At 71.7% G+C, this 21508-nt stretch carries 20 protein-coding genes; 5 read left to right on the top strand and 15 right to left on the bottom strand.

Annotated features, from left to right (window positions below; all coding sequences use genetic code 11):
• From ACSMHG_RS10990 to rimP, 4 genes are all read right to left on the bottom strand, one after another.
• The coding region (locus ACSMHG_RS10990) for a translation initiation factor IF-2 N-terminal domain-containing protein (RefSeq protein ID WP_435744763.1) at window positions 1-347 on the bottom strand (347 nt) is incomplete at its 3' end.
• Between the two features lie 88 nt (window positions 348-435).
• The gene (locus ACSMHG_RS10985; RefSeq protein ID WP_435744760.1) at window positions 436-798 is read right to left on the bottom strand and encodes a YlxR family protein; all 363 of its coding nucleotides are present in this window, start codon (window positions 796-798) and stop codon (window positions 436-438) included.
• An 86-nt stretch (window positions 799-884) separates the two neighbouring features.
• Window positions 885-1862: a transcription termination factor NusA gene (gene nusA, locus ACSMHG_RS10980; protein WP_435744758.1), complete on the bottom strand. Its 978-nt coding sequence runs from the start codon at window positions 1860-1862 to the stop codon at window positions 885-887.
• A complete protein-coding gene (gene rimP / locus ACSMHG_RS10975) occupies window positions 1862-2431 on the bottom strand; it encodes a ribosome maturation factor RimP (protein ID WP_435744756.1) in 570 nt (189 codons plus the stop codon). Before rimP ends, nusA begins: the two co-directional genes overlap by 1 nt.
• A 111-nt stretch (window positions 2432-2542) precedes the next feature.
• Here rimP and ACSMHG_RS10970 point away from each other — a divergent pair, with 111 nt between their 5' ends.
• Both ACSMHG_RS10970 and ACSMHG_RS10965 read left to right on the top strand, forming a co-directional pair.
• Window positions 2543-3031: a hypothetical protein gene (locus ACSMHG_RS10970; protein ID WP_435744754.1), complete on the top strand. Its 489-nt coding sequence runs from the start codon at window positions 2543-2545 to the stop codon at window positions 3029-3031.
• Complete coding sequence (locus ACSMHG_RS10965; protein ID WP_435744751.1) at window positions 3028-3471, top strand: DUF4439 domain-containing protein; 444 nt, start codon at window positions 3028-3030, stop codon at window positions 3469-3471. Before ACSMHG_RS10970 ends, ACSMHG_RS10965 begins: the two co-directional genes overlap by 4 nt.
• 154 nt (window positions 3472-3625) lie before the next feature.
• On the opposite strand, the gene ACSMHG_RS10960 is transcribed toward ACSMHG_RS10965, so the two are convergent.
• The 5 genes from ACSMHG_RS10960 to ACSMHG_RS10940 are packed head-to-tail and all read right to left on the bottom strand — an operon-like array spanning window position 3626 to window position 9991.
• On the bottom strand, window positions 3626-5404 hold the full coding sequence (locus ACSMHG_RS10960; protein WP_435744749.1) for a proline--tRNA ligase: 1779 nt from the start codon (window positions 5402-5404) through the stop codon (window positions 3626-3628).
• A 30-nt stretch (window positions 5405-5434) separates the two neighbouring features.
• On the bottom strand, window positions 5435-6280 hold the full coding sequence (locus ACSMHG_RS10955; protein WP_435744747.1) for a GNAT family N-acetyltransferase: 846 nt from the start codon (window positions 6278-6280) through the stop codon (window positions 5435-5437).
• 40 nt (window positions 6281-6320) lie between these two features.
• Window positions 6321-7472: a flavodoxin-dependent (E)-4-hydroxy-3-methylbut-2-enyl-diphosphate synthase gene (gene ispG / locus ACSMHG_RS10950; protein WP_435744745.1), complete on the bottom strand. Its 1152-nt coding sequence runs from the start codon at window positions 7470-7472 to the stop codon at window positions 6321-6323.
• Window positions 7473-7495: 23 nt separating this feature from the next.
• A complete protein-coding gene (locus tag ACSMHG_RS10945; RefSeq protein WP_435744742.1) occupies window positions 7496-8857 on the bottom strand; it encodes a M50 family metallopeptidase in 1362 nt (453 codons plus the stop codon).
• Window positions 8858-8890: 33 nt separating this feature from the next.
• Entirely contained in the window at window positions 8891-9991 is a 1101-nt protein-coding gene (locus ACSMHG_RS10940; protein WP_435744740.1) for a 1-deoxy-D-xylulose-5-phosphate reductoisomerase, read from the bottom strand.
• Between the two features lie 90 nt (window positions 9992-10081).
• Here ACSMHG_RS10940 and ACSMHG_RS10935 point away from each other — a divergent pair, with 90 nt between their 5' ends.
• Together ACSMHG_RS10935 and ACSMHG_RS10930 are read left to right on the top strand one after the other, a co-directional pair.
• Window positions 10082-11908 (top strand): N-acyl-D-amino-acid deacylase family protein, encoded by a 1827-nt coding sequence (locus ACSMHG_RS10935; protein WP_435744738.1) that lies wholly within the window; start codon window positions 10082-10084, stop codon window positions 11906-11908.
• A 31-nt stretch (window positions 11909-11939) separates the two neighbouring features.
• Complete coding sequence (locus ACSMHG_RS10930; RefSeq protein WP_435744736.1) at window positions 11940-12143, top strand: nuclear transport factor 2-like protein; 204 nt, start codon at window positions 11940-11942, stop codon at window positions 12141-12143.
• Between the two features lie 120 nt (window positions 12144-12263).
• Here ACSMHG_RS10930 and ACSMHG_RS10925 read toward each other — a convergent pair whose 3' ends face one another.
• Together ACSMHG_RS10925 and ACSMHG_RS10920 are read right to left on the bottom strand one after the other, a co-directional pair.
• On the bottom strand, window positions 12264-13496 hold the full coding sequence (locus tag ACSMHG_RS10925; protein WP_435744770.1) for a saccharopine dehydrogenase family protein: 1233 nt from the start codon (window positions 13494-13496) through the stop codon (window positions 12264-12266).
• Between the two features lie 5 nt (window positions 13497-13501).
• Entirely contained in the window at window positions 13502-14941 is a 1440-nt protein-coding gene (locus tag ACSMHG_RS10920) for a gamma-aminobutyraldehyde dehydrogenase (protein ID WP_435744734.1), read from the bottom strand.
• Between the two features lie 122 nt (window positions 14942-15063).
• Between ACSMHG_RS10920 and ACSMHG_RS10915 the strand changes: the two genes are divergently transcribed.
• Window positions 15064-16452: an aspartate aminotransferase family protein gene (locus ACSMHG_RS10915; RefSeq protein ID WP_435744732.1), complete on the top strand. Its 1389-nt coding sequence runs from the start codon at window positions 15064-15066 to the stop codon at window positions 16450-16452.
• 10 nt (window positions 16453-16462) lie between these two features.
• Here ACSMHG_RS10915 and ACSMHG_RS10910 read toward each other — a convergent pair whose 3' ends face one another.
• The 4 genes from ACSMHG_RS10910 to ACSMHG_RS10895 form a co-directional block, all read right to left on the bottom strand.
• Complete coding sequence (locus ACSMHG_RS10910; RefSeq protein ID WP_435744730.1) at window positions 16463-17344, bottom strand: hypothetical protein; 882 nt, start codon at window positions 17342-17344, stop codon at window positions 16463-16465.
• A 22-nt stretch (window positions 17345-17366) separates the two neighbouring features.
• The gene (locus tag ACSMHG_RS10905) at window positions 17367-18734 is read right to left on the bottom strand and encodes an HNH endonuclease (RefSeq protein ID WP_435744727.1); all 1368 of its coding nucleotides are present in this window, start codon (window positions 18732-18734) and stop codon (window positions 17367-17369) included.
• Window positions 18735-18919: 185 nt separating this feature from the next.
• Complete coding sequence (locus ACSMHG_RS10900; protein ID WP_435744725.1) at window positions 18920-19861, bottom strand: class II glutamine amidotransferase; 942 nt, start codon at window positions 19859-19861, stop codon at window positions 18920-18922.
• 172 nt (window positions 19862-20033) lie between these two features.
• Entirely contained in the window at window positions 20034-21383 is a 1350-nt protein-coding gene (locus ACSMHG_RS10895; protein ID WP_435744723.1) for an MFS transporter, read from the bottom strand.
• Window positions 21384-21508: the final 125 nt, after the last annotated feature.

Raw genomic sequence — 21508 nt, 5'->3', positions numbered from 1 at the left:
CTGCTCGGGGCGGCCTCGGACGGCGCTGCCGCGGCAGGTTGCGACGGGGCTGCCGGAGCCGCGGGAGCGGGCTGCTCGGCTGCCGGAGCCGCGGGGGCGGGGGGAGCCGCCGGACCGGGCTTGGGTGCCTTCGGCGCCGCCGGTGCGGCGGGCGTCTCGGCGGGGGCGGAGGCGCCGGCAGCCTTGAGCTGCTCGCCGAACTCCTTCTTGAAGCGCATCTCGACGGGGGGCTCCACCGTGGAGCTCGCCGACTTGACGAACTCCCCCATCTCCTTGAGCTTCTCGAGAACGAACTTGCTCTCGACGCCGTACTGCTTGGCGAGCTCGTGAACTCGGGTCTTGGCCACGTTTCTCCTTCTGGCCCCAGACCCGCGCTCGGGTGTCCTAGGACCGTTGGTGGTTGTGCAAACTCATTGCGAGGTACTCATCGAGTGCTCATGAGCTGCTGCTCCAGTTTCTGGTCGTTCCTTCACGGCTGGACGTCGCGCGAGCGAGGTGCTCGGCCACCGGTGCGCTGCTGGGCCCGGGCGAGCCGCTCATCCTGAGGGCCCGGCCGAACGCCTTGCGGCGCACCGCGAGGTCGAAGCACTCCTGGGTCGGGTGCAGGTGCGCACCGCGTCCGGGAGCGGTGGCAGACGGATCGGGCACCACGGCCGGCTGGCCGTCGACGTCCGAGCCGGCGGTCACCCGCAACAACTCGCGCTTGGCGGCCCGCTGCCGGCACCCGACGCAGGTCCGCACCGGCCCCGAGAGGTCGGTGTCGTCCGGACGCGCGGAGGACTTCGGTGATCGAGCCACTGCCGACCACAGTACCGGGTCGTCGCCTCTTCACCGAACCGGGCTTTCTCTCGGCGCTCCGGGAGAGCAGCCCGGGCCGGTTCCGCTCAGTCGGCGGTGGATGCCTCGTCGCTGCGGATGTCGATGCGCCACCCGGTGAGCCGGGCCGCCAGGCGGGCGTTCTGCCCCTCCTTGCCGATGGCGAGGGAGAGCTGGAAGTCGGGGACCACCACGCGCGCCGAGCGGGCCGCTGCGTCGACGACCTCCACTGACGTGACCCGGGCCGGCGACAGCGCGTGCGCGACCAGCTCGGCGGGGTCGTCCGACCAGTCGACGATGTCGATCTTCTCGCCGTGCAGCTCGGCCATCACGTTGCGCACCCGCTGGCCCATGGGGCCGATGCAGGCGCCCTTCGGGTTCACGCCCGGGACGTCGCTGCGCACCGCGATCTTGGTGCGGTGCCCGGCCTCCCGGGCGATCGCCGCGATCTCCACCGTGCCGTCGGCGATCTCCGGCACCTCCAGCGCGAAGAGCTTCTTGACCAGGTTCGGGTGGGAGCGGGAGAGGGTGATCTGGGGGCCGCGCATCCCCTTGCGCACCGAGACCACCAGGCACTTGATCCGGGTGCCGTGCGAGTAGTCCTCGCCGGGCACCCGCTCGCTGACCGGCAGCAACGCCTCCAGGCGACCGAGGTCGACCATGACGTCGTCGGGGTTGCGCCCCTGCTGGATGATGCCGGAGAGGATGTCGCCCTCCTTGCCGGAGAACTCACCGAACTTGATGTCGTCCTCGGCGTCGCGCAGCCGCTGCAGCATGATCTGCTTCGCGGTCGTCGCCGCGATCCGGCCGAAGCCCTGCGGGGTGTCGTCGTACTCCCCGACCTCGTTGCCCTCGTCGTCCACCTCGGTGGCGAGGACCGTCACGTGGCCGCTCTTGCGGTCCAGCTCCACCCGCGCACGCTGCTGGGCGCCCGGGGTCTTGTGGTACGCCGTGAGCAGCGCCTGCTCGATCGCCTCGACGAGCACGTCGAAGGAGATCTCCTTCTCCCGCTCCAGCATCCGCAGGATGCTCAGGTCGATGTCCATCAGGACTCCTCCTCGTGCTGCTCGTCGTGCTGCTCGTCGGCCTCGTCGAGGTCGTCCGCGTCGTCGAGGTCGTCGAGGTCGTCGGCGGCCCCGGTGGTCGGCTTGCGGTTGAACTCCACCTGCACCAGCGCCTTGGCCACCTCGGCGTAGGCGACGCGCCGCTCGCGCCCGCTGACGTCCAGGGTCGCGCCGTCCTCGTCGGCGGCCAGGACCCGGCCGGTGACCGTCGCGCCGTCGGTGGTCGTCACCTTGACGAGCCGGTCGGTGTTGCGCCGCCAGTGCCGGGGCAGGGTCAGCGGCCGGTCGACGCCTCGGGAGGTGACCTCGAGCGTGTACGGCTGCTCGCCCATCACGTCGGAGGCGTCGAGCACGCCGTTGACCTCACGCGTGGCGTCGGCGACGTCGTCGAGGGTGACTCCGCCGTCCTTGTCGACGGCCACCCGCAGCACCCTGCGGTTGCCGGCCGGGGTGATCTCCACCGCCTCGAGGTCGAGGCCGAGCGCCTGCAGGGGGCCCCGCAGCTCGTCCTCGACGCGCGCCCGGACGGCGTCCTGCTTGCCTGTGCTCACCGGCGGGTGACCTCCCTGTTCTGTTGTCGCGGCCGGCCCGACGGGCGGCCGCGCTGCTCGCTCGCGTCCGGACACCATAACGCCCAGCGCCGCGGACGTTAGGGTCGCGACGTGCCCGCTCGCCCCTCCCCCTCCCGGCGCACGGCGCTGGCCCTCGGGGTGCTCGCCGGCACGGCCGCGGTGACCGCCTGCGACGTGCGCGGCGCGCTGCCCGGCTCCCCGAGCGGCGGCTCGGAGGCAGCGGCGCCGGCCGACGCGGACCAGTCGGTGGTCGCCGCCGCCGGCGCGGAGGTCCTCGCCACGTGGCAGCTGGTGGCCGCGACCCGGCGGCGCCACCCCCGGCTCCGCCCGGCCCTCGGCGACCTCGAGCGACTGCACGCCGCGCACGCAGGGGCTCTCGAGGCCACCGCGCCACCGACGGAGGCTGCCGAGGACGTCCCGGCCAGGGTGCCGGCCGCGCTGGCCCGGGTCCGCAGGCGTGAGCGCCAGCACCAACGCCGACTGGCCGACCTCGCGGTCGACGCCGAGGCCGGCCGGCTCGCGCAGCTCCTCGGATCGATGTCGGCCGGCGTCGCGCAGCACCTGGAGGCCACGCGATGAGCGCCGCGGGCTCCGTCGTCGCGCTGCAGGAGACGCTGGCCGCCGAGCACGCCGCCCTCCACCTGGTCGGCCTGCTGGGCGCCCAGACCTCGGAGTCGGCGACGCCGCTGCTGCACGCGGCGCTCGAGGAGTCCTACGTGCAGCACCGGGCCCAGCGCGACCGTCTCGCGCGGGAGCTCCGCGACCGTGGCGTCGAGCCCGTCGCCGCGGAGCCGGCGTACGCGCTGCCGACCGACGTCGCGACCGCGCGGGCGATCGAGCGGCACGCCCTCGCCCTGGAGCAGGGCTCGGCGGCGGCGTACGCCGCGCTGGTGGCGCACACGAGCGGCCCGCTGCGCCGGTGGGCGGTGGCGGTGCTCACGCGCACAGCGGTCCGCGAGCTCGCCTTCCGGGGAACTCCCGAGATGTTCCCCGGAGTGGGCGAGCACGCGGATCACTGAATGACCCGGACACTGGGTCGCGAGGGAGCTGTCCACGGTGGGGGACCGGACGTGTGCTCCCTCGAGACCTGACTCTGCCGCACGGTCGGGCCCGACGCGAGGCCCACGGACCCTCACCTCTGTGCACTGCAAGAAGTTGCAGCCCGCGGGTGCCTCAGGCGCGGACCAGCCGCACCAGGTGGTCGACGACGTGGTCGGCGGCGACCTGCTCGCGCTCGCCGGAGCGGCGGTCCTTGACCTCGACGACCCCGTCGGCGAGCCCCTTGCCGACGACGACGATGGTCGGCACACCGATCAGCTCGGCGTCCTTGAACTTCACGCCGGGGCTGACCTTGCCGGGCCGGTCGTCGTAGAGCACCTCGATGCCCTGCTTCGCCAGCTCGTGCGCGATCCGGTCGGCGGCGGCGAAGACGGCCTCGTCCTTGCCGGTGGCGACCAGGTGGACGTCGGCCGGCGCCACGTGGCGGGGCCAGCACAGGCCCTGCTCGTCGAGGGTGCCCTCGGCGATCGCGGCGACCGCGCGCGACGGCCCGATCCCGTAGGAGCCCATCGTGACGGTGACCAGCTTGCCGTTCTCGTCGAGCACCTGCAGGCCGAGCGCGTCGGCGTACTTGCGGCCGAGCTGGAAGATGTGGCCCATCTCGATGCCCCGCGCGCTCTCCAGGGAGCCGCCGTCGCAGCTCGGGCAGGGGTCGCCGTCGCGGACCTCGGCCGCCTCGATCGTCCCGTCGGGCGTGAAGTCGCGGCCGGCGACGAGGTCCAGCACGTGGCTGCCGTCCACGTTCGCGCCGGTGACCCACCGGGTGCCCTCGGCGACGCGGGGGTCGACGAGGTAGCGGATGCCCGAGGCGCTCTCCTCGCCCAGGGCCGCCGGGCCGATGTAGCCCTTGACGAGCGCGGGGTGCTTGCGCAGCTCCGCCTCGTCCATCGGCTCGACCTCGATCGGCTCGAGCTGGCCCTCCAGGCGCTTCTGGTCGACCTCGCGGTCGCCGGGCAGGCCGATCGCGAGCGGCTCCCGCGTGCCGTCGGGGTGCCGGAGCACCACGAGCACGTTCTTCAGCGTGTCACCGGCGTGCCACGGGCGGTCGTCGCGGGGGAACGCCGCGTTGAGGTGGTCGACGAGGGTCTCGATCGTCGGCGTCCCGGGCGTCTGCTCCGCGTGCGCGGCCGGGGCGTCGCCGTACGGCACGGGCGCCGGCGGGCGGACCTGGACCGCCTCGACGTTGGCGGCGTAGTCGCAGCTGGTGCAGCGGACGTAGGTGTCCTCCCCCACCGCCGCCTTGGCGAGGAACTCCTCGGACTTCGAGCCCCCCATGGCACCCGAGGTCGCCTTCACGATGGCGTACTCGAACCCGAGCTTGTCGAAGATGCGCACGTAGGCGTCGCGGTGGCGCTGGTAGCTCTCCTCCAGGCCGGCGTCGTCCACGTCGAAGGAGTAGGAGTCCTTCATGGTGAACTCGCGGCCGCGGAGCAGGCCGGCGCGGGGCCGCGCCTCGTCGCGGTACTTGGTCTGGATCTGGTAGAGCGCGAGCGGCAGGTCCTTGTAGGAGGAGTACAGGTCCTTGACCAGGAGCGTGAACATCTCCTCGTGGGTCGGCCCGAGCAGGTAGTCGGCGCCCTTGCGGTCCTGCAGGCGGAAGAGCCCGTCGCCGTACTCCGTCCAGCGGTTCGTCGACTCGTAGGGCTCCCGCGGCAGCAGCGCGGGGAAGCTGACCTCCTGCGCGCCGATCGCATCCATCTCCTCGCGGATGATGTCCTCGATCCGGCGCAGCACCCGCAGCCCGAGCGGCAGCCAGGTGTAGATGCCCGGGGCCGCGCGGCGGATGTAGCCGGCGCGCACCAGCAACCGGTGGCTGGGGACCTCGGCATCCGCCGGGTCGTCGCGCAGCGTGCGGACGAAGAGGCTCGACATGCGCAGGATCCGGGCGGTCATGCGCGCAAGGGTACGGCGGGCGCCGGGGCCTCAGAACATGACGGTCGAGAACCGCGCGGTCTCCCGGAACCCGACCCGCTCGTAGGCGCGGCGGGCGGGGGTGTTCCACTCGTTGACGTAGAGCGAGACGACCGGCGCGATCTCGGCGCGGACCAGCTCCACGACGGCGGCCATGCCCCGCTCGGCGAAGCCCTCGCCCCGGCGGTCCGGCGCGACCCAGACGCCCTGGATCTGGGCGGCGTGCGGGGAGGCGCAGGCCACCTCGGCCTTGAACACGAGCCGTCCGCCGTCGAACCGGGCGAAGGACCAGCCGCGGTTCATCAGCTGGGTCACGCGTGCCCGGTAGAGGTCCGCTCCCCCGCCGGCCTCCGGCGAGACGCCGACCTCCTCGGTGTACATCGCCACGCAGGCCGGGTAGAGCTCGTCCATGTCGGCCCTCGTGGTCCGTCGGACCTCGGGATCCGGGTCGACCGACGGGGTCTCGCTCAGCTCGAGGTGCGGCTGGTCCCACCGGATCTCACGCGGCGTTCCCCAGCCGGCCGCGACGCCGTCCCACAGCGTCCTGACCGCCTCCTGCAGACCGACGATCGTGGAGATCGTCCGGTGCCGGCCCGCCGCACGCTCGGCGAAGGCCCGCGCGTCCTCGACCGTGGCGTTGACCGGCACCAGGTTCGCGCCCAGGTGGCAGGCCGCCACGAGCTGGCCTCCCTCGTAGCGACCCCACATCTCGCCGCCGAGCCAGCGCGGCTCGAGGTTGGTGGTGCGGGCGCGGTACTCCGCGAAGACGTTGACGACGGGGTCGAGCGCGGTCAGCGCGAGGAACGCGTCGAGGTCGGCGGCCCGGAGGGGGCGTACGCCGTGGCGCGTCGTCAGCACGACGGCAGCCTACGGGAGCGTGGGCGGAGCGGGCAGCGGCTCAGCGGACGGTGACCTCGGCGGCGGACCCGTCGACCGACTCCATGCCCTCGGCGATGCGCATGGCCTCCTCGATGAGGGTCTCCACGATCTGCGACTCCGGCACCGTCTTGATCACCTCGCCCTTGACGAAGATCTGGCCCTTGCCGTTGCCGGAGGCGACACCGAGGTCGGCTTCGCGGGCCTCCCCCGGCCCGTTGACCACGCAGCCCATGACGGCGACGCGGAGCGGCACCTCCATGCCCTCGAGCCCGGCGGTCACCTCGTCGGCGAGCTTGTAGACGTCGACCTGGGCGCGCCCGCACGAGGGGCAGGAGACGATCTCCAGCCGGCGGGGCCGCAGGTTGAGCGACTCCAGGATCTGCAGGCCGACCTTGACCTCCTCGACCGGCGGCGCGGAGAGCGAGACTCGGATCGTGTCTCCGATGCCCTGGCTGAGCAGCGCGCCGAAGGCGGTCGCGGACTTGATCGTGCCCTGGAAGGCCGGGCCCGCCTCGGTGACGCCGAGGTGGAGCGGCCAGTCGCCCTCGGCGGCGAGCAGCTCGTAGGCGCGGACCATGATGACCGGGTCGTTGTGCTTGACCGAGATCTTGAAGTCGCGGAAGCCGTGCTCCTCGAAGAGGCTCGCCTCCCACTTCGCCGACTCCACCAGCGCCTCGGGCGTCGCCTTGCCGTACTTCTCCAGCAGCCGCTTGTCCAGCGAGCCGGCGTTGACGCCGATGCGGATGGAGGTGCCGTGGTCCTGCGCGGCGCGGGCGATCTCCTTGACCTGGTCGTCGAACTTGCGGATGTTGCCGGGGTTGACCCGGACCGCAGCACAACCCGCCTCGATCGCCGCGAAGACGTACTTGGGCTGGAAGTGGATGTCGGCGATGACCGGGATCTGGCTCTTCCGCGCGATCGCCGGCAGCGCCTCGGCGTCGTCCTGGCTGGGGCACGCGACGCGCACGATGTCGCAGCCCGAGGCGGTCAGCTCGGCGATCTGCTGCAGGGTCGCGTTGACGTCGGCGGTCAGCGTCGTGGTCATCGACTGCACCGAGATGGGGTGCTCGCTGCCGACCCCCACCTTGCCGACCTGGATCTGGCGGGTCGGGCGGCGCGGCGCGAGCACCGGCGGCGGCGCCGCAGGCATGCCGAGGCTGATGGCGGTCATGCCTCCAGCCTACGGCCCGCGGTTCAGGAGGTGAGGCGCAGCGGCACGACCAGGTCACCGATGATGAGCACGACGCCCATCACCAGCATGGCCGACGCCACGACGTACGCCACGGGCAGCAGCTTGGCGGCGTCGACGTATCCGGGGTCGGGGCCGCCGCGGAGACGCGCGAACCCACGGCGCAGTGCCTCCCACATCGCGCTGGCGATGTGGCCGCCGTCGAGCGGCAGCAGTGGCACGAAGTTGAAGACGCCGATGAAGAAGTTGAAGCCGGCGATGAGCGTCAGGAGGAAGGCGCCCTTGTCGGCGGTGGGAATCTGCTCGTGCGCGGTGGTCTCTCCCGCCAGGCGGCCGCCGCCGACGATGCTGACCGGCCCGTTCGGGTCCCGCTCCTCGAGCCCGACGATGGCCTGCCCGACGTCCCACACCTTAGCCGGCAGGGTGGCGAGCGCCTGGACGGTGTCGACCGTCATCGTCCCCATCTGGTCCAGCGTGTAGAGCGGACCACCGGTCTCGGTGACGACCTCGGTCACCGGCGTCACACCTAGGAACCCCACCTCGCGGAGCGTGGTGTCGGTCTCCGAGGCCGGGCGCGCCTCGACGGTGGTGCTCGTGGTGCCGGTGCGCTGCTCCCCGTCGCGGAGGTAGCCGATCACGGCGTCCCCGTCGGCGTTGCCCCGGATCAGCTCGCGCAGCTGGTCCCACCCGGTGACCTCGGTGCCGTTGAACGACGTGATGGTGTCGCCGGGACGCAGGCCGGCCTCTGCGGCGGGGGCCGCTGGGTCGTCCGGCGTGCACTCGCGGCCCTCGTCCTCGTAGGCGATGACGCACTCCGAGACGCTGTCGACGACCGGGGCACCTGGCTGGACCTCGAGCGACTTCTGCCCGTAGGTGGAGAAGACCAGCCAGAAGAGGAAGAAGGCGATGAGGATGTTGACCGTCGGCCCGCCGGCCATCACGACGACCTTCTTCCACGACGGCATCTTGTAGAACAGCCGGTCGCCGTCGTCGGGGCCGACCAGCTCCCACTCGGCCGCGCGGGCGTCGCTGATGAGCTGGGTGAACATGCCGGTGTTCGACTTGCGCACCCGCGTGACCTGGTTGCCGTGCTCGTCGACGGTGACCTCGTCTGCGGCCGCGCTGGCGCCGGGCGGCAGCATCCCGACGATCTTCACGTAGCCGCCCAGCGGGATCGCCTTGAGGCCGTACTCGGTCTCGCCGACCTGCTTGGACCAGACCGTCGGGCCGAAGCCGATCATGTACTGGGTGACCTTCCCGCCGAACTTCTTGGCGGGGATCATGTGGCCGAGCTCGTGCAGGCCGATCGAGGCCAGGATGGCGACCACGAAGATCACCACTCCGAGCAGGTAGAGCAGGGCGGTCATGCGCGTCCGATCAGGGTTCGATCCGGGGCCGGATCACGACGTCACGAGCGCGTCCGCCCGGGTGCGTGCCCAGGCATCGGCGGCGAGGACGTCGTCGACGGTGAGGTGCTCCCCCGAGGGTACGCCGTGCTCGCTGAGAACCGCCTGAACCGTGGGCACGATGTCGGTGAAGGCGAGAAGGCCACGGCGGAAGGCGTCGACGCAGACCTCGTTCGCGGCGTTGTAGACGGCCGGTGCGGTTCCGCCGCGCTCGCCGGCCGCGCGGGCGGTGGCCACCGCGGGGAACGCCTCGTCGTCGAGGGGGTGGAACTCCCACGTCTCGGGCCGGGTCCAGTCGACCGGCGGGGCGGCGTCCGGCACCCGGTCCGGCCAGGCCAGGCCGAGGGCGATCGGGATGAGCATGGTCGGTGGGCTGGCCTGCACCAGGGTCGAGCCGTCGACGAACTCGACCATCGAGTGGACGACGCTCGTGGGGTGCACCACCACCTCGATCCGGTCGTAGGGGATGCCGAAGAGCAGGTGCGCCTCGATCACCTCCAGGCCCTTGTTGACCAGGGTCGCGGAGTTGATGGTGATGACCGGGCCCATGTCCCACGTCGGGTGCGCCATCGCCTGCTCGGGCGTCACGCCGGCGAGCTCGGCTCGGGTGCGGCCGCGGAACGGGCCGCCGCTCGCGGTGAGCACCAGGCGCCGCACCTCGTCGGGCGAGCCGCCGCGCAAGCACTGCGCCAGCGCGCTGTGCTCGGAGTCGACCGGGACGATCTGCCCCGGCCGGGCGCGCTCGAGCACGAGCGGACCGCCCATGACGAGGGACTCCTTGTTCGCCAGCGCCAAGGTGGTGCCGGCGTCCAGCGCGGCCAGGGTGGGCCGCAGGCCGACGGCGCCGGTGATGCCGTTGAGCACGACGTCGGCCTCCATCGCCGCGGCCTCCACCGAGGCCTCCTCGCCCAGGCCGGCGTACGCCGGTCGCAGCTCGGCGACCTGCCGCTCGAAGAGCTCGGGGTTCGATCCGCCGGCGGTGAGGCCGACCACCCGGAAGCGGTCGGGGTTCGCGCGCACCAGGTCGAGGGCCTGGGTGCCGATCGACCCGGTCGAGCCGAGGACGACGACGTCGCGTCGGAGGTCGGAGGTCACGCCCGAAGTGTCGCAGGGTCGACCTGCCCGCCCAGGCACGGGCGGGACGTCGTCCTTGACGCGCGTCGGCGCGGAGGGTTCCATCGCGCTGTGACCTACGACACGATCATCAAGGGCGGGCGCTGGTTCGACGGCACCGGCGCCGCCTCCGCCGTCCGCCACCTCGGCCTGCGGGACGGACGCGTGGCGACGGTCTCCGCCGAGCCCCTGGACGAGACGGGGTGCGCGGACGTGGTGGACGCGAGCGGACGCTGGGTGCTGCCCGGGATGGTCGACATCCACACCCACTACGACGTCGAGGTGCTCGAGGACCCGCACCTCGTGGAGTCCCTGCGCCACGGGGTCACGACCATCCTGCTCGGCTCCTGCTCGCTCTCGACCGTGCACGTCGACCCGGTCGACGCGGGTGACCTCTTCGGCCGGGTCGAGGCGATCCCGCGCCAGCACGTCATCCGGTCGGTGGGCGCCCACCAGCGGTGGTCCTCGGCGGCCGAGTACGTCGCGGCGCTCGAGTCGCTGCCGCTCGGCCCGAACCTCGCCTCCTTCCTCGGCCACTCCGACATGCGCACCGCCACCATGGGGCTGGACCGTGCGACGCGGGACGACGTCCGCCCGACGCGCAGCGAGCTGGACCGGATGGAGCAGATGCTCACCGAGGCGCTGGACGCCGGCTTCGTCGGCATGTCCGCCCAGCAGCTGCTCTTCGACAAGCTCGACGGCGACCTGTGCCGGTCGCGCACGCTGCCGTCGACGTACGCCAAGTGGGGCGAGATGCGTCGGCTCCGCGATGTGCTCCGGCGCCGGCGCCGGGTGCTCCAGGCCGGGCCCGACGCCACGCACCCGCACACCATCGTCACCCAGGCTTTGGGTTCGATCGGATGGGGTTCGAGCGGGCTGGGCTGGACCGGGCGGGGCCGCGCCCCGCTGAAGACCAGCCTGCTCTCGGCCGCCGACATCAAGGCGATCCCGTTCGTCATCCACCTCATGCGGCTGCTGGGCACCGCGGTCAACCGGCTGGGTGCCGACTTCCGCTGGCAGCACCTGCCGGTGCCGTTCGAGGTCTACGCCGACGGCATCGACCTGGTGATCTTCGAGGAGTTCGGCTCCGGCGCCGCGGCGCTGCACCTGCAGGAGAAGCTGGCCCGCGACGAGCTGATGCGCGACCCGGAGTACCGCGCCCGCTTCCGCAAGGACTACGAGTCGAAGTACGGCCCGCGCGTGTGGCACCGCGACTTCTTCGACGCCGAGATCGTCGCGTGCCCCGACGGCTCCGTCGTCGGCAAGTCGTTCGGCCAGGTCGGCGTCGAGCGCGGCGGCGCTCACCCGGTGGACGCCTTCCTCGACCTGGTCCTGGAGCACGGCACCGCGCTGCGCTGGCGGACCACCATCTCCAACCACCGCCCGAAGGTGCTGCGGAAGATGGCGCAGACGCCGTCGATCCAGATGGGCTTCAGCGACGCCGGCGCCCACCTGCGCAACATGGCCTTCTACAACTTCGGCCTGCGCCTGCTCAAGCACGTCCGCGACGCCGAGCGGGCCGGCCGGCCGTTCCTCACCGCCGAGCAGGCGGTGCACCGGCTGACCGGCGAGCTCGCCGAGTGGTACGAGCTAGACGCCGGCCACCTCCGCGAGGGCGACCGGGCCGACCTGCTGGTGATCGACCCGGAGCGGCTCGACGCCTCGCTGGAGGAGTACGCCGAGGCGCCCGTCGAGCAGTACGACGGCCTCTCGCGCATGGTCAACCGCAACGACGCCACCGTGCCACTGGTCATGGTGGGCGGCCGCGCGGTCTGGCGCGACGGCGCACCGACCGACGCCCTCGGCCGGGAGCGGACCGGCCGGTTCCTCCGCGCCGGGGAGCCTGCGCGGGATCCCCTCCCCGCAGACGGCGCCGGCACGCTGCCGTCCGCGTCGTGACCGTCACGCCCGAGGAGGCCGTGCGCGGCCTGTGGCGCACGTTGTCGGACCGGGACTACGACGGGTCGGGTGGGGCGGCCTGGCGGCGTACGAGAACCACGACGGGCTCCTGCTCGCGGTGGGTGACGACGTCATGTACGAGCACTCGGAGACCTGGACCTTCGCCTCCGGGGAGGTCGTCGTGCTGCCCTTCGTCACCGTGCACCGCGTCCGCGACGGGCGCGTCTCGCTGTGAAAGGACTACTGGGACTACGCCACGCTCACCGACGCGGCCCCGGCCTCCTGGGTCGAGGGACTCGCGACGGCCGACACGTCCTGGGTCTTCGACGCGTCGGGCCTCGTCTGACCCCCGGCGCTACATCTCCTTGATCCCCCAGGGGCTGCCGTAGGCGGTCAGCAGCTCGAGGAACGGCACCGCGTCGAAGGCCTCCGGCCCGAGCACGCCCGCGCCCGACCACACGCCGGTGGCGAGCAGCTCGAGGGCGACGACGGGGTTCACCGCCGTCTGCCACACGACGCACTGGTGGCCGTACTCCGCCATCGACCACTCGTTGTCGACCACGTGGTAGAGGTACGTCGACCGCGGCGCCCCGTCCTTGCCGCGACCGGTGACCCAGAGGCCGGCGCAGGTCTTGCCGGTCATCAGCGGGCCCAGCTCGGCCGGGTTCGGCAGGCAGGCGGCAACGACGTCGCGCGGGCTGACCTCGACCGCTTGTCCTGAGCCTGTCGAAGGGACGCGGACCTTCTCGGTCCGGTCCAGGCCGAGCTTGTGGAGCGTCTTGAGGACCTCGATGAACTCGTTGCCGAGGCCGTACTTGAAGGTGGCCCGCCGGCAGTCGATCCAGCGCGGCATGAGGAGCACCTCCTCGTGCTCGACGTTCACGCACTCGACCGGTCCGATCCCCTCGGGGAAGTCGAAGACCTCCGGCTCGGAGAACGGCTCGGTGGTGTGCCACGCGCCTTGCCCTGAATCGTCGACAGCCCAGACGACCGGCGGGTTGAGGCACTCCTCGATCGTGGTCCAGATCGAGAACGACGGGGCGAAGTCGTAGCCCTCGACGGCCAGGTTGGCGCCGTCGCGGGTGCCGAGCTCGTCGATCTCGGAGAACAGGTGGTCGGCGGCGTACCGCGCGAAGACGTCGGACAGGCCGGGCTCCACGCCGATGCCCACGAGCGCGAGCCGGCCGTCGGCCGCCCAGGCGTCGGCCACGGCGAACTGCTCGTCGCCGAGCTTCACGCCGGTCTTCTCGTACGGCGCGTCGGGGTGCGGGCGCGACAGCGACATCGCCATGTCGAGGTAGTCGGCCCCGGCCGCGCGGGCTCCCTCGAAGACCGGCATCACGAACCGCGGGTCGACGGCGTTCATCACGTGAGTGACACCGTGCTCGCGGGCCAGCGCGGCGACCGACTCCGCGCTGGAGGCGTCGACCTGCGCGGCCGTGAACCGCTCGCCCGCGGCCGCGGCGGCCCGCTCGGCGGAGGCGAGGGAGTAGTCCGCGACGACGACGGAGTCGAAGAAGTCGCGACGGGCCGCGATCGAGCAGAAGGCGGCGCCGACCCCGCCGGCGCCCACGAGGAGGATCCGCATGCCGCTCACGCGTCGTCCCCGATGTAGGACATCACGTGCTTGATCCGGGTGTAGTCCTCCAGGCCGTACATCGAGAGGTCCTTGCCGTAGCCGGAGTGCTTGAAGCCGCCGTGCGGCATCTCGGAGACGTACGGGATGTGGGTGTTGACCCACACGACGCCGAAGTCGAGGCCCCGCGACATGCGCATCGCGGTCCCGTGGTCGCGGGTCCAGACGCTGGAGGCGAGGCCGTACTTCACACCGTTGGCCCAGCGCAGCGCCTCGGCCTCGTCGCCGAACTCCTGCACGGTGATGACCGGCCCGAAGATCTCGTCCTGCACCTGCTCGTCGTCCTGGCGGAGCCCGGCGAGGACGGTGGGCGCGTAGAAGTAGCCCCGCTCGCCCTGGCGCTGGCCACCGGCCTCGACCCGGGCGTGGTCGGGGAGCCGGTCGACCATCCCGCTGACCCGGGTCAGCTGGTCGGAGTTGTTGAGCGCGCCGTACGCCGCGTCCGCGTCGTCGGGCATCCCGGTGCGGGTGGCCCGGGCCTGCTCGGCGAGGGCGGCGACGAACTCGCGGGCAATCCCCCGCTGCACCAGCACGCGGGTCGCCGCGGTGCAGTCCTGCCCGGCGTTGAAGTAGCCGGCCGCGGCGATGCCCTCGGCCGCCCGGGCGACGTCGGCGTCGTCGAAGACCACGACCGGTGCCTTGCCGCCGAGCTCCAGGTGGACCCGCTTGAGGTCGCTGGCGGCCGAGCCGGCGACCTCCATGCCGGCGCGGACGGAGCCGGTGATGGCGACCATCTGGGGGGTGGGGTGGGCGACCAGCGCGCGCCCGGTGTCGCGGTCACCGCACACGACGTTGAGGACGCCCGGCGGGAGGAACTCCTGGGCCAGCTCGGCCATCATCGTCGAGGTGGCCGGGGTGGTGTCGCTGGGCTTGAGGACCACGGTGTTGCCGGCGGCCAGGGCGGGCGCGATCTTCCACACCATCATGGGGAGCGGGTAGTTCCACGGCGTCACCTGGCCGATGACGCCGATCGGCTCGCGCCGGATGAAGGAGGTGTGGTCGGCGAGGTACTCCCCCGCCGACTTGCCCTCCAGCACGCGGCAGGCGCCGGCGAAGAACCGGAAGTGGTCGACGGTCGGCGGCATCTCCTCGCTGGCCGTCAGGTGGATCGGCTTGCCGGTGTCGCGGCACTCGGCGGCGACGAACTCGTCGGCCCGCGCCTCGAGCGCGTCGGCGATCCGCAGCAGGGCCAGCGAGCGCTCCTGGGGCGTCGTGCGGCCCCAGGTCTCGAACGCGCGGTCCGCCGCGGCGTACGCGCGGTCGACGTCCTCCCGGCCCGATAGCGGCGCGGCGGCGTAGACCTCTCCGGTGGCGGGGTCGACGACGTCGTAGGTGTCGCCGGAGGCGGCGCCGGTCACCTGGCCATCGACGACATTGCTGAAGGTGTGCTGTGCCATGTCAGGCATGCTAGTGATTTCCGCAGCGGAACGACAGGTCCGGGACTGATTCCGTCGCGCTGAAGCGGTTAGGCTTGCGGATCCGCTTGCATTGGGACCCCCGGTGGGCGCACCATGGAGCCATGCACCCCGACCACGACCACCTGCAGCAGGCCGCCAAGGACCACCTGTGGCTGCACTTCACCCGCCAGGGCGCCTACCGGGACAGCGACGTGCCCGTGATGGTCCGCGGGGAGGGCGCCTACCTCTTCGACTCGGCCGGCAAGAAGTACCTCGACGGCCTCGCCGGCCTCTTCGTCTCCCAGCTGGGCCACGGCCGCACCGAGCTGGCCGACGCGGCCGCCGCCCAGTCGCGCGAGCTGGCCTTCATGCCGCTGTGGTCCTACGCGCACCCGCCGGCCATCCAGCTGGCCGAGAAGGTGGCGTCGTACGCGCCGGGTGACCTGAACCGGGTCTTCTTCACCAGCGGCGGCGGCGAGGCCGTGGAGTCGGCGTGGAAGCTGGCGAAGAACTACTTCAAGCTCACCGGGCGACCGATGAAGCACAAGGTGATCAGCCGCTCGATCGCCTACCACGGCACCAGCCAGGGCGCGCTCTCGATCACCGGCCTGCCGATGCTCAAGCAGCAGTTCGAGCCGCTGGTGCCCTCGACGTTCCGGGTGCCGAACACCAACGCCTACCGGGCCGACGAGATCACCGGCGGCCTGCTCGACGGCAGCGACCCGGAGGCCTTCGGGCGGTGGGCGGCGGACCAGATCGCCGTGGCGATCGAGAACGAGGGCCCCGACACGGTGGCCGCGGTCTTCCTCGAGCCGGTGCAGAACGCCGGCGGCTGCTTCCCGCCGCCGCCGGGCTACTTCCAGCGGGTGCGCGAGATCTGCGACGAGTACGACGTGCTGCTGGTCTCCGACGAGGTCATCTGCGCCTTCGGCCGGCTCGGTCACATGTTCGGCGCGGAGCGGCTCGGCTACCAGCCCGACATCATCACCTGCGCGAAGGGCATCACCTCGGGCTACGCCCCGCTCGGCGCGATGATCGCCTCGGACCGGCTGATCGAGCCGTTCCTGGAGGACACGGCGATGTTCGCGCACGGCTACACCTTCGGTGGCCACCCGGTGGCCACTGCGGTGGGCCTGCGCAACCTGCAGCTCTTCGAGGAGGAGCGGGTCCTGGAGAACGTCCGCGACAACGAGGCGACGTTCCGCGCGACGTTGGAGCGGCTGCTGGACCTGCCGATCGTCGGCGACGTCCGCGGCGAGGGCTACTTCTACGGGATCGAGCTGGTCAAGGACAAGGCGACCAAGGAGTCGTTCACGGCCGAGGAGTCGGAGCGGATCCTCTACGGCTTCGTGTCCAAGCAGCTCTACGCCGAGGGGCTCTACTGCCGCGCGGACGACCGGGGCGACCCGGTCATCCAGCTCGCTCCCCCGCTGATCTGCGGGCCGGAGCACTTCGAGGAGATGGAGCAGGTGCTCCGCGTCGTCCTCGACAAGGCCTACGCCCTGCTCTGACCCGGGTCGGTCAGCGCCTGTCTCGGAAGTAGCGCTCGAGCTCCACGAAGGCTTCTGCGTCGAGCGCCTGCTGCGGGTCGGCGACGAGGTCGCGCTGGAACCGCTCCCGCGCGGCCTCGTAGACGGGCGGGGTGAGGGCGTACGCCGCGTGGCGGACGTACCAGCCGCGGTAGACCCGCGCCCCGGCCGCCTGCAGGGTGCGGGCAACGAAACCGGGGAGACCTCGACGGCCCCAGAAGCCGATGACCGCGCCGACGAGGTAGGCGACCACGAAGGACGCGGCCATGACGAGCAGGGTGGTGGCGACCTCGTCGCTGGCGAAGTTGTCGGCGACGAGCAGCAGGCTCTCGTAGACGCGGGAGCCGAGCACGTCGGCCTGGGCCACGAACGGAGCGAGGTCTTCGGCCGCGTCCGTGAGGAGGCGCAGGGAGTCGAGGTCCGGTATCGCAGCCCCCGCATCGACGAGGTGGCCGGCGACCTCCCGCACGGTGTCGAAGGCGTTGCCGAAGCTGACGTCGGCGAGGGCCTCTCGCGCCTCGTCGAGCTCTCTGATGGTCGTGTCGAGGTCGTCGAGGGTCCGGGATCCCTCTTCCGCCGTGGCCAGCAGCTGCTCGGCGTCCGGCGCGTTCTGGTCGACGTAGTCGAGGGCGCCCTGGAGCTCCTCCCGGTGCTCGGCCACGTACTTCACGTCGCGGTAGCGCTCCATGAGGTTGGGCACGGCGGCGACGGCGTCCTCGACCTTGCCGCCCACCGTCTCGGCGTCGCTGAAGGCGACGCTGATGACGGCAGCCGCCCCGTACGCCTTGACCGCGAGCTCGCCCAGGGAGCCGACGATCCTCCTGCCGAGGTCGGGGCGGCGGAGCACGGCTACGGAGTTCAGGAGCGTCGTCACCGCGCCATTGTCGGTCAGCTGGTCAGCTGGTCAGCACGAAGTCGATGACCAGCGGGGGCAGGTCCCGTCGCCGGATGGTGGCGACCGCTGGAGGTCTCGTGGCGTGAAGGTGGCCGGTCGGGGTGATCGTCTCGATGGCCCCGGTCGGCCCCGGTCTGGCGCGCCAACCGGGCGCTTCCTTGGCATGGTTGCAGGCCTCGCAGGCGCCCTGGCCGTTCGCGGCGCTGGTGGCGCCGCCCTGGAAGCTGGTCAGGGCGTGGTCGACGTGGCGGACCGGGGCGTCGCACCACAGGGTTCGGCAGACCTGGTCGCGCAGCTTGATGAACCGGGCGAGGCTGCCGCGGAAGAAGCGGCCCTTGGCGTCCATGGAGACCAGCTCGCCGGTGGTGGGGCTGGCGTAGAGGCGCCGCAGCCAGATTTCCTCGTCCCGACGGCAGGCACCCGCCACGATCTCCCGACCGAGCTCGGCGGGGATCGGACCGAAGCCCTCGAGGCACGCCGGGTCGTCGCTGACACCGAAGAGGGACGGGTCGGTCATGACCAGGCCCAACGTCACCCGCGGCCGGGCCGCGTCGACGTCCTCGCCCTCCGGCTTGCCGGCGAGGAGCTGCCGCACCAACGTGTCGGCCATGACCTGACCCTTGGTCCGGTCGTCGCCCTTGGCCCGGGCTTCGGTGGCGGCGCGGGTGAGCGCGGCGTAGGCGGCGACGCCGTCCTTCACCGGGAGCAGGGCGGTCAGGTAGGTCATGGTGTCGGGTGCGGGGCGCAGGGTGACGCAACGCTCGGCCTCTGCCTTGCGGCGGCGCTTGGTCACGGACGCTGCGTCGAGCCGGGCGGCCTCCTTGGCGCAGGTGGAGGCAAGCTCGCGGTCCCCCATCCGCTCCAGGGCGTCGGCGTCCTCCGCCACGAGCTGGTCGACGGCCAGCCGGTGCTCCGCGGAGAGGCAGGCCGTCTCCCGGGCGATCAGGGTGGCCCGCCACTCGGTGATCCGGCCGGCCCGCCAGGCGGCCCAGGTGTGCGGCAGCTCGCCCGCCACCACCTTCGCGAGGCCCAGATGGCGGGCGCCGCGGTGGTGCGACTCCCGGCGAGCCAGCGCGACCTGAGCGGCGACGCCCTTCCCCTGCTGCTCCGCCGGCACCCCGGCCGCGGCCTGAGCGGCACGCTGCGAGGCATCCAGCTCGCGGGCGAGCAACGCCTGCGCGGCGGTCACCACGCTGCCGAGCTCCTCCAGCACCCTGAGCGCGTCGACGCGGGCCGGATCGTCGAGGCCACTCGCGCCCCGGAGAGCAGCCGAGAGCTGGTCCTTCCATGCCTCGAGGTTCGATGCCCGCAGCGCCGTCTCGGGAAGGCTTCGCAGCGCTTCCCGTGACCCGCCGGATGTTCCGAACATGTGTTCGATTATACGCCATGCCGCCCGCGAGCGGAAGAGCTCGACTGAGAATGCGCAGATACACGGGACGATCCCGACCGTGCTGCACATGCCGCCGCTTGTGCGCGTGTCGGTATCGGCACCGCAACGCCACTCGAGCACCAGCCGTCGCCGATCTAGATCGGACCCCGACGTCCAGAGAGCCGCTACACCGACAACCTGTTGACGGTCTTGGTGACCTGCCCGTTCTTGTTCTCCAGGAAAACGATCTCCCCGAATTCGACGTACGACCAGCCGTCACCGTCGTCGGTCAGGGGTTCGGAAGCGAAGATGGCTGCCGATGCCTCGTTCTCGTCGCACGCCGCGAAGTCGTAGGACGTGTTGTCGCGCGGGGCGTGGCGACCCATCAGCATGTACATCGGCTCCAGGAGCATCGAGAGGGCGAAGTCGTCCGTGCCCGGGCCGGACTCTCGTAGCGCCTTCCAGTCTCCGACCGGGTCGGTCTCGCCCTGGTGCCCGAGGCCGGCATTGATCCCGACGATCCGGTTCGGGGACACCAGGGCCATCTTCAGCTTGGTCAGGGCCGGGAGGTCGAGGTCCTTCATTGCTCGCGCGATGAGTCCGATCATGTCCTCGATCGCGCGTTGAACGTCCTCGTTGCTGTCGCCGTCAAGGAGGGAGAGCAGAAGCACGTAGAGGAACTCCGTGTCTGTCGTGCCCCGCATCTGCTTCAGGTACCTGTCCTCGCAGTGCCGCAGCAGCTCCCTCTGCAGGAGCATCCAGTTGGGCATGTCGCCGTTCTGGGCGACGATCCAGGGAGTCTCGTCGAAGGAGAAGGGGTGGCAGTTCTCGTCGACCATGACGGCCGTCGAGTTGTAGAGGGCTGCGCGCACATGGGCGAGCATCGTGCTCGCCTGAAGGCTCGGGATGATGCGGTCGGCGTTGTCGTCGTAGAAAGCAGGCATCGGCCGGCGGTAGATCAAGGGATCCTCCGGCTTGAGCAGGTGCTCGCTCCAGACACCGAATCCCCAACCTGCCAGCTGGAGATCGGGGTAGTGCTCAGGGTCGAGGGCCTGGTTGACCAGGCTGTTCGACGGCGTGAGCAGCAGGCTCTCGAGCGGGATCTCGGGCCCGATGTAGGCGAGCACTCGGCACATACGGGTCCTTCACTGACGGGAAGACGTGACGCGGTCGGCGTCCACGAGCGTCGCCACCCTACGGGCCGGTCGGCAAGGTGGTGGTCGAGCGAACGGGTGGCCGGGCGAGCGCTCGCGAACCTCTCAGCTGGTGCGACCACGCGGGATCCGCACTCGAGACTGCTCAGTGCGGCATCGGGGTGTCGGTGATGGTCGTGCCGGGGTCGAGCGGGTCGGTCAGCGTGGTGGCAGGGGGAGGCGCGTCGTCAGGAGCACCGGCGCGGGCATCGGCGAGGACATGGGGCGGGACGTGCTTCTCGAGGTAGCGCCGCCCGGCGCGAGTCGCCGGGTGCATGGCCGCCGCCGCGGCGCCGACGATGGCGGCGATGGTGAGCCAGCCGAAGGCGCCCCACTCCATCGCGAGGAAGCCGTAGACGGCCGGCGCCCAGAACCGGCCGAGGGTGTTGCCGAGCTCGGAGACGCCCTGGTAGTCCCCTCGCCGGCGGGGATCCATCAGCTCGGCCTCGAAGGTCCATCCCGAGGCGGAGAGGTAGAGCTCGGCCCAGGTCAGGACGATGTGGCCGACGAAGAACAGGACGACCGTGATCCAGCCGACGGTCTCGTGGGTGGCGAGCGTGACCACGCAGGTGAGCGCGAAGAAGAGCGCGGAGAGGCGTACCGCGCGCAGGGCGGTGTCGATGTCGCGGATGCCGCGCGACGTCAGCCGGGGCAGCACGATGCACATCACGGTGTTGGTGGCGAACAGCAGCGCCACGAGCTCGTGGGGAGCATCGGTCTCGATGACCAGCCACAGCGGGATCACCGTGTGCAGCAGCACCTGGTTGGACCACAGCACGCCGGTCAGGAAGGTCACCAGGAGCCAGCTGCGGTTGCGGATGGCCCGCGGTCCCTCCGGCTGCCGGCGGGGCTCGGTCGAACGGACGTCGTGGGAGGCGTCCGGGAGCCGGAGGATCGCCACCGCGTTGACCGCGAAGAGGACCGCGGTGAGGACCGGAGCCCAGCGCAGCACGTCGGCACCGAAGGCAATGGCGCCGCCGCTCAGGAACGCTCCGAGACTGAAGCCCACGTTGAGCGCGGAGTACATGTAAGCCCGGGACTCGACACGCTCGCCGGGCGGCAGCACGTCGAGGACGTAGGCGCCGTGGGCCGCTCCGCCGAGGCTTCCCGCCACCTCCATCACCACCGCGAGCGCGATGAACTGCGGGAAGCTGTCGATGAACGGCCAGACGAGGAAGAGCGACCCCTGGAGCACAGCGCTCAGCGACCACATCCGCTTGGGTCCGAACCGGTCGACGAGCTTCCCGGCCGGCACCGCGGCGAGGAAGCTTGCGATCGCCGCCACCGTGAGCCCGATGCCGACCTGTCCCAGCGAGAGTCCCAGGATGACGCCGAAGTAGACGGCCGACCCCGCTAGGAAGGCGCCCTCTCCCGTGGCGAAGAGCAGCGACTGGATCGACAGGCGGCCGGCGAGAGAGGACGGGGGCGTGGCGTAGTTCCGGAGCGCGGTGAGCATCGCGGCTGATTCTCCACTCCGGCACCGGAAGCCGTCGCGCGGTTATCGGACTGCTGCCTACGGCAGCAGCTCCCTCAACGCGCCGAACTCGTCGCCCTTCGGGTCGGCCAGCACGAGCCAGCACC

Origin of the sequence: Nocardioides ureilyticus, assembly GCF_051280745.1 — a bacterium.
Lineage (GTDB): Bacteria > Actinomycetota > Actinomycetes > Propionibacteriales > Nocardioidaceae > Nocardioides.
This window is presented reverse-complemented; position numbering and strand designations above follow the sequence as displayed.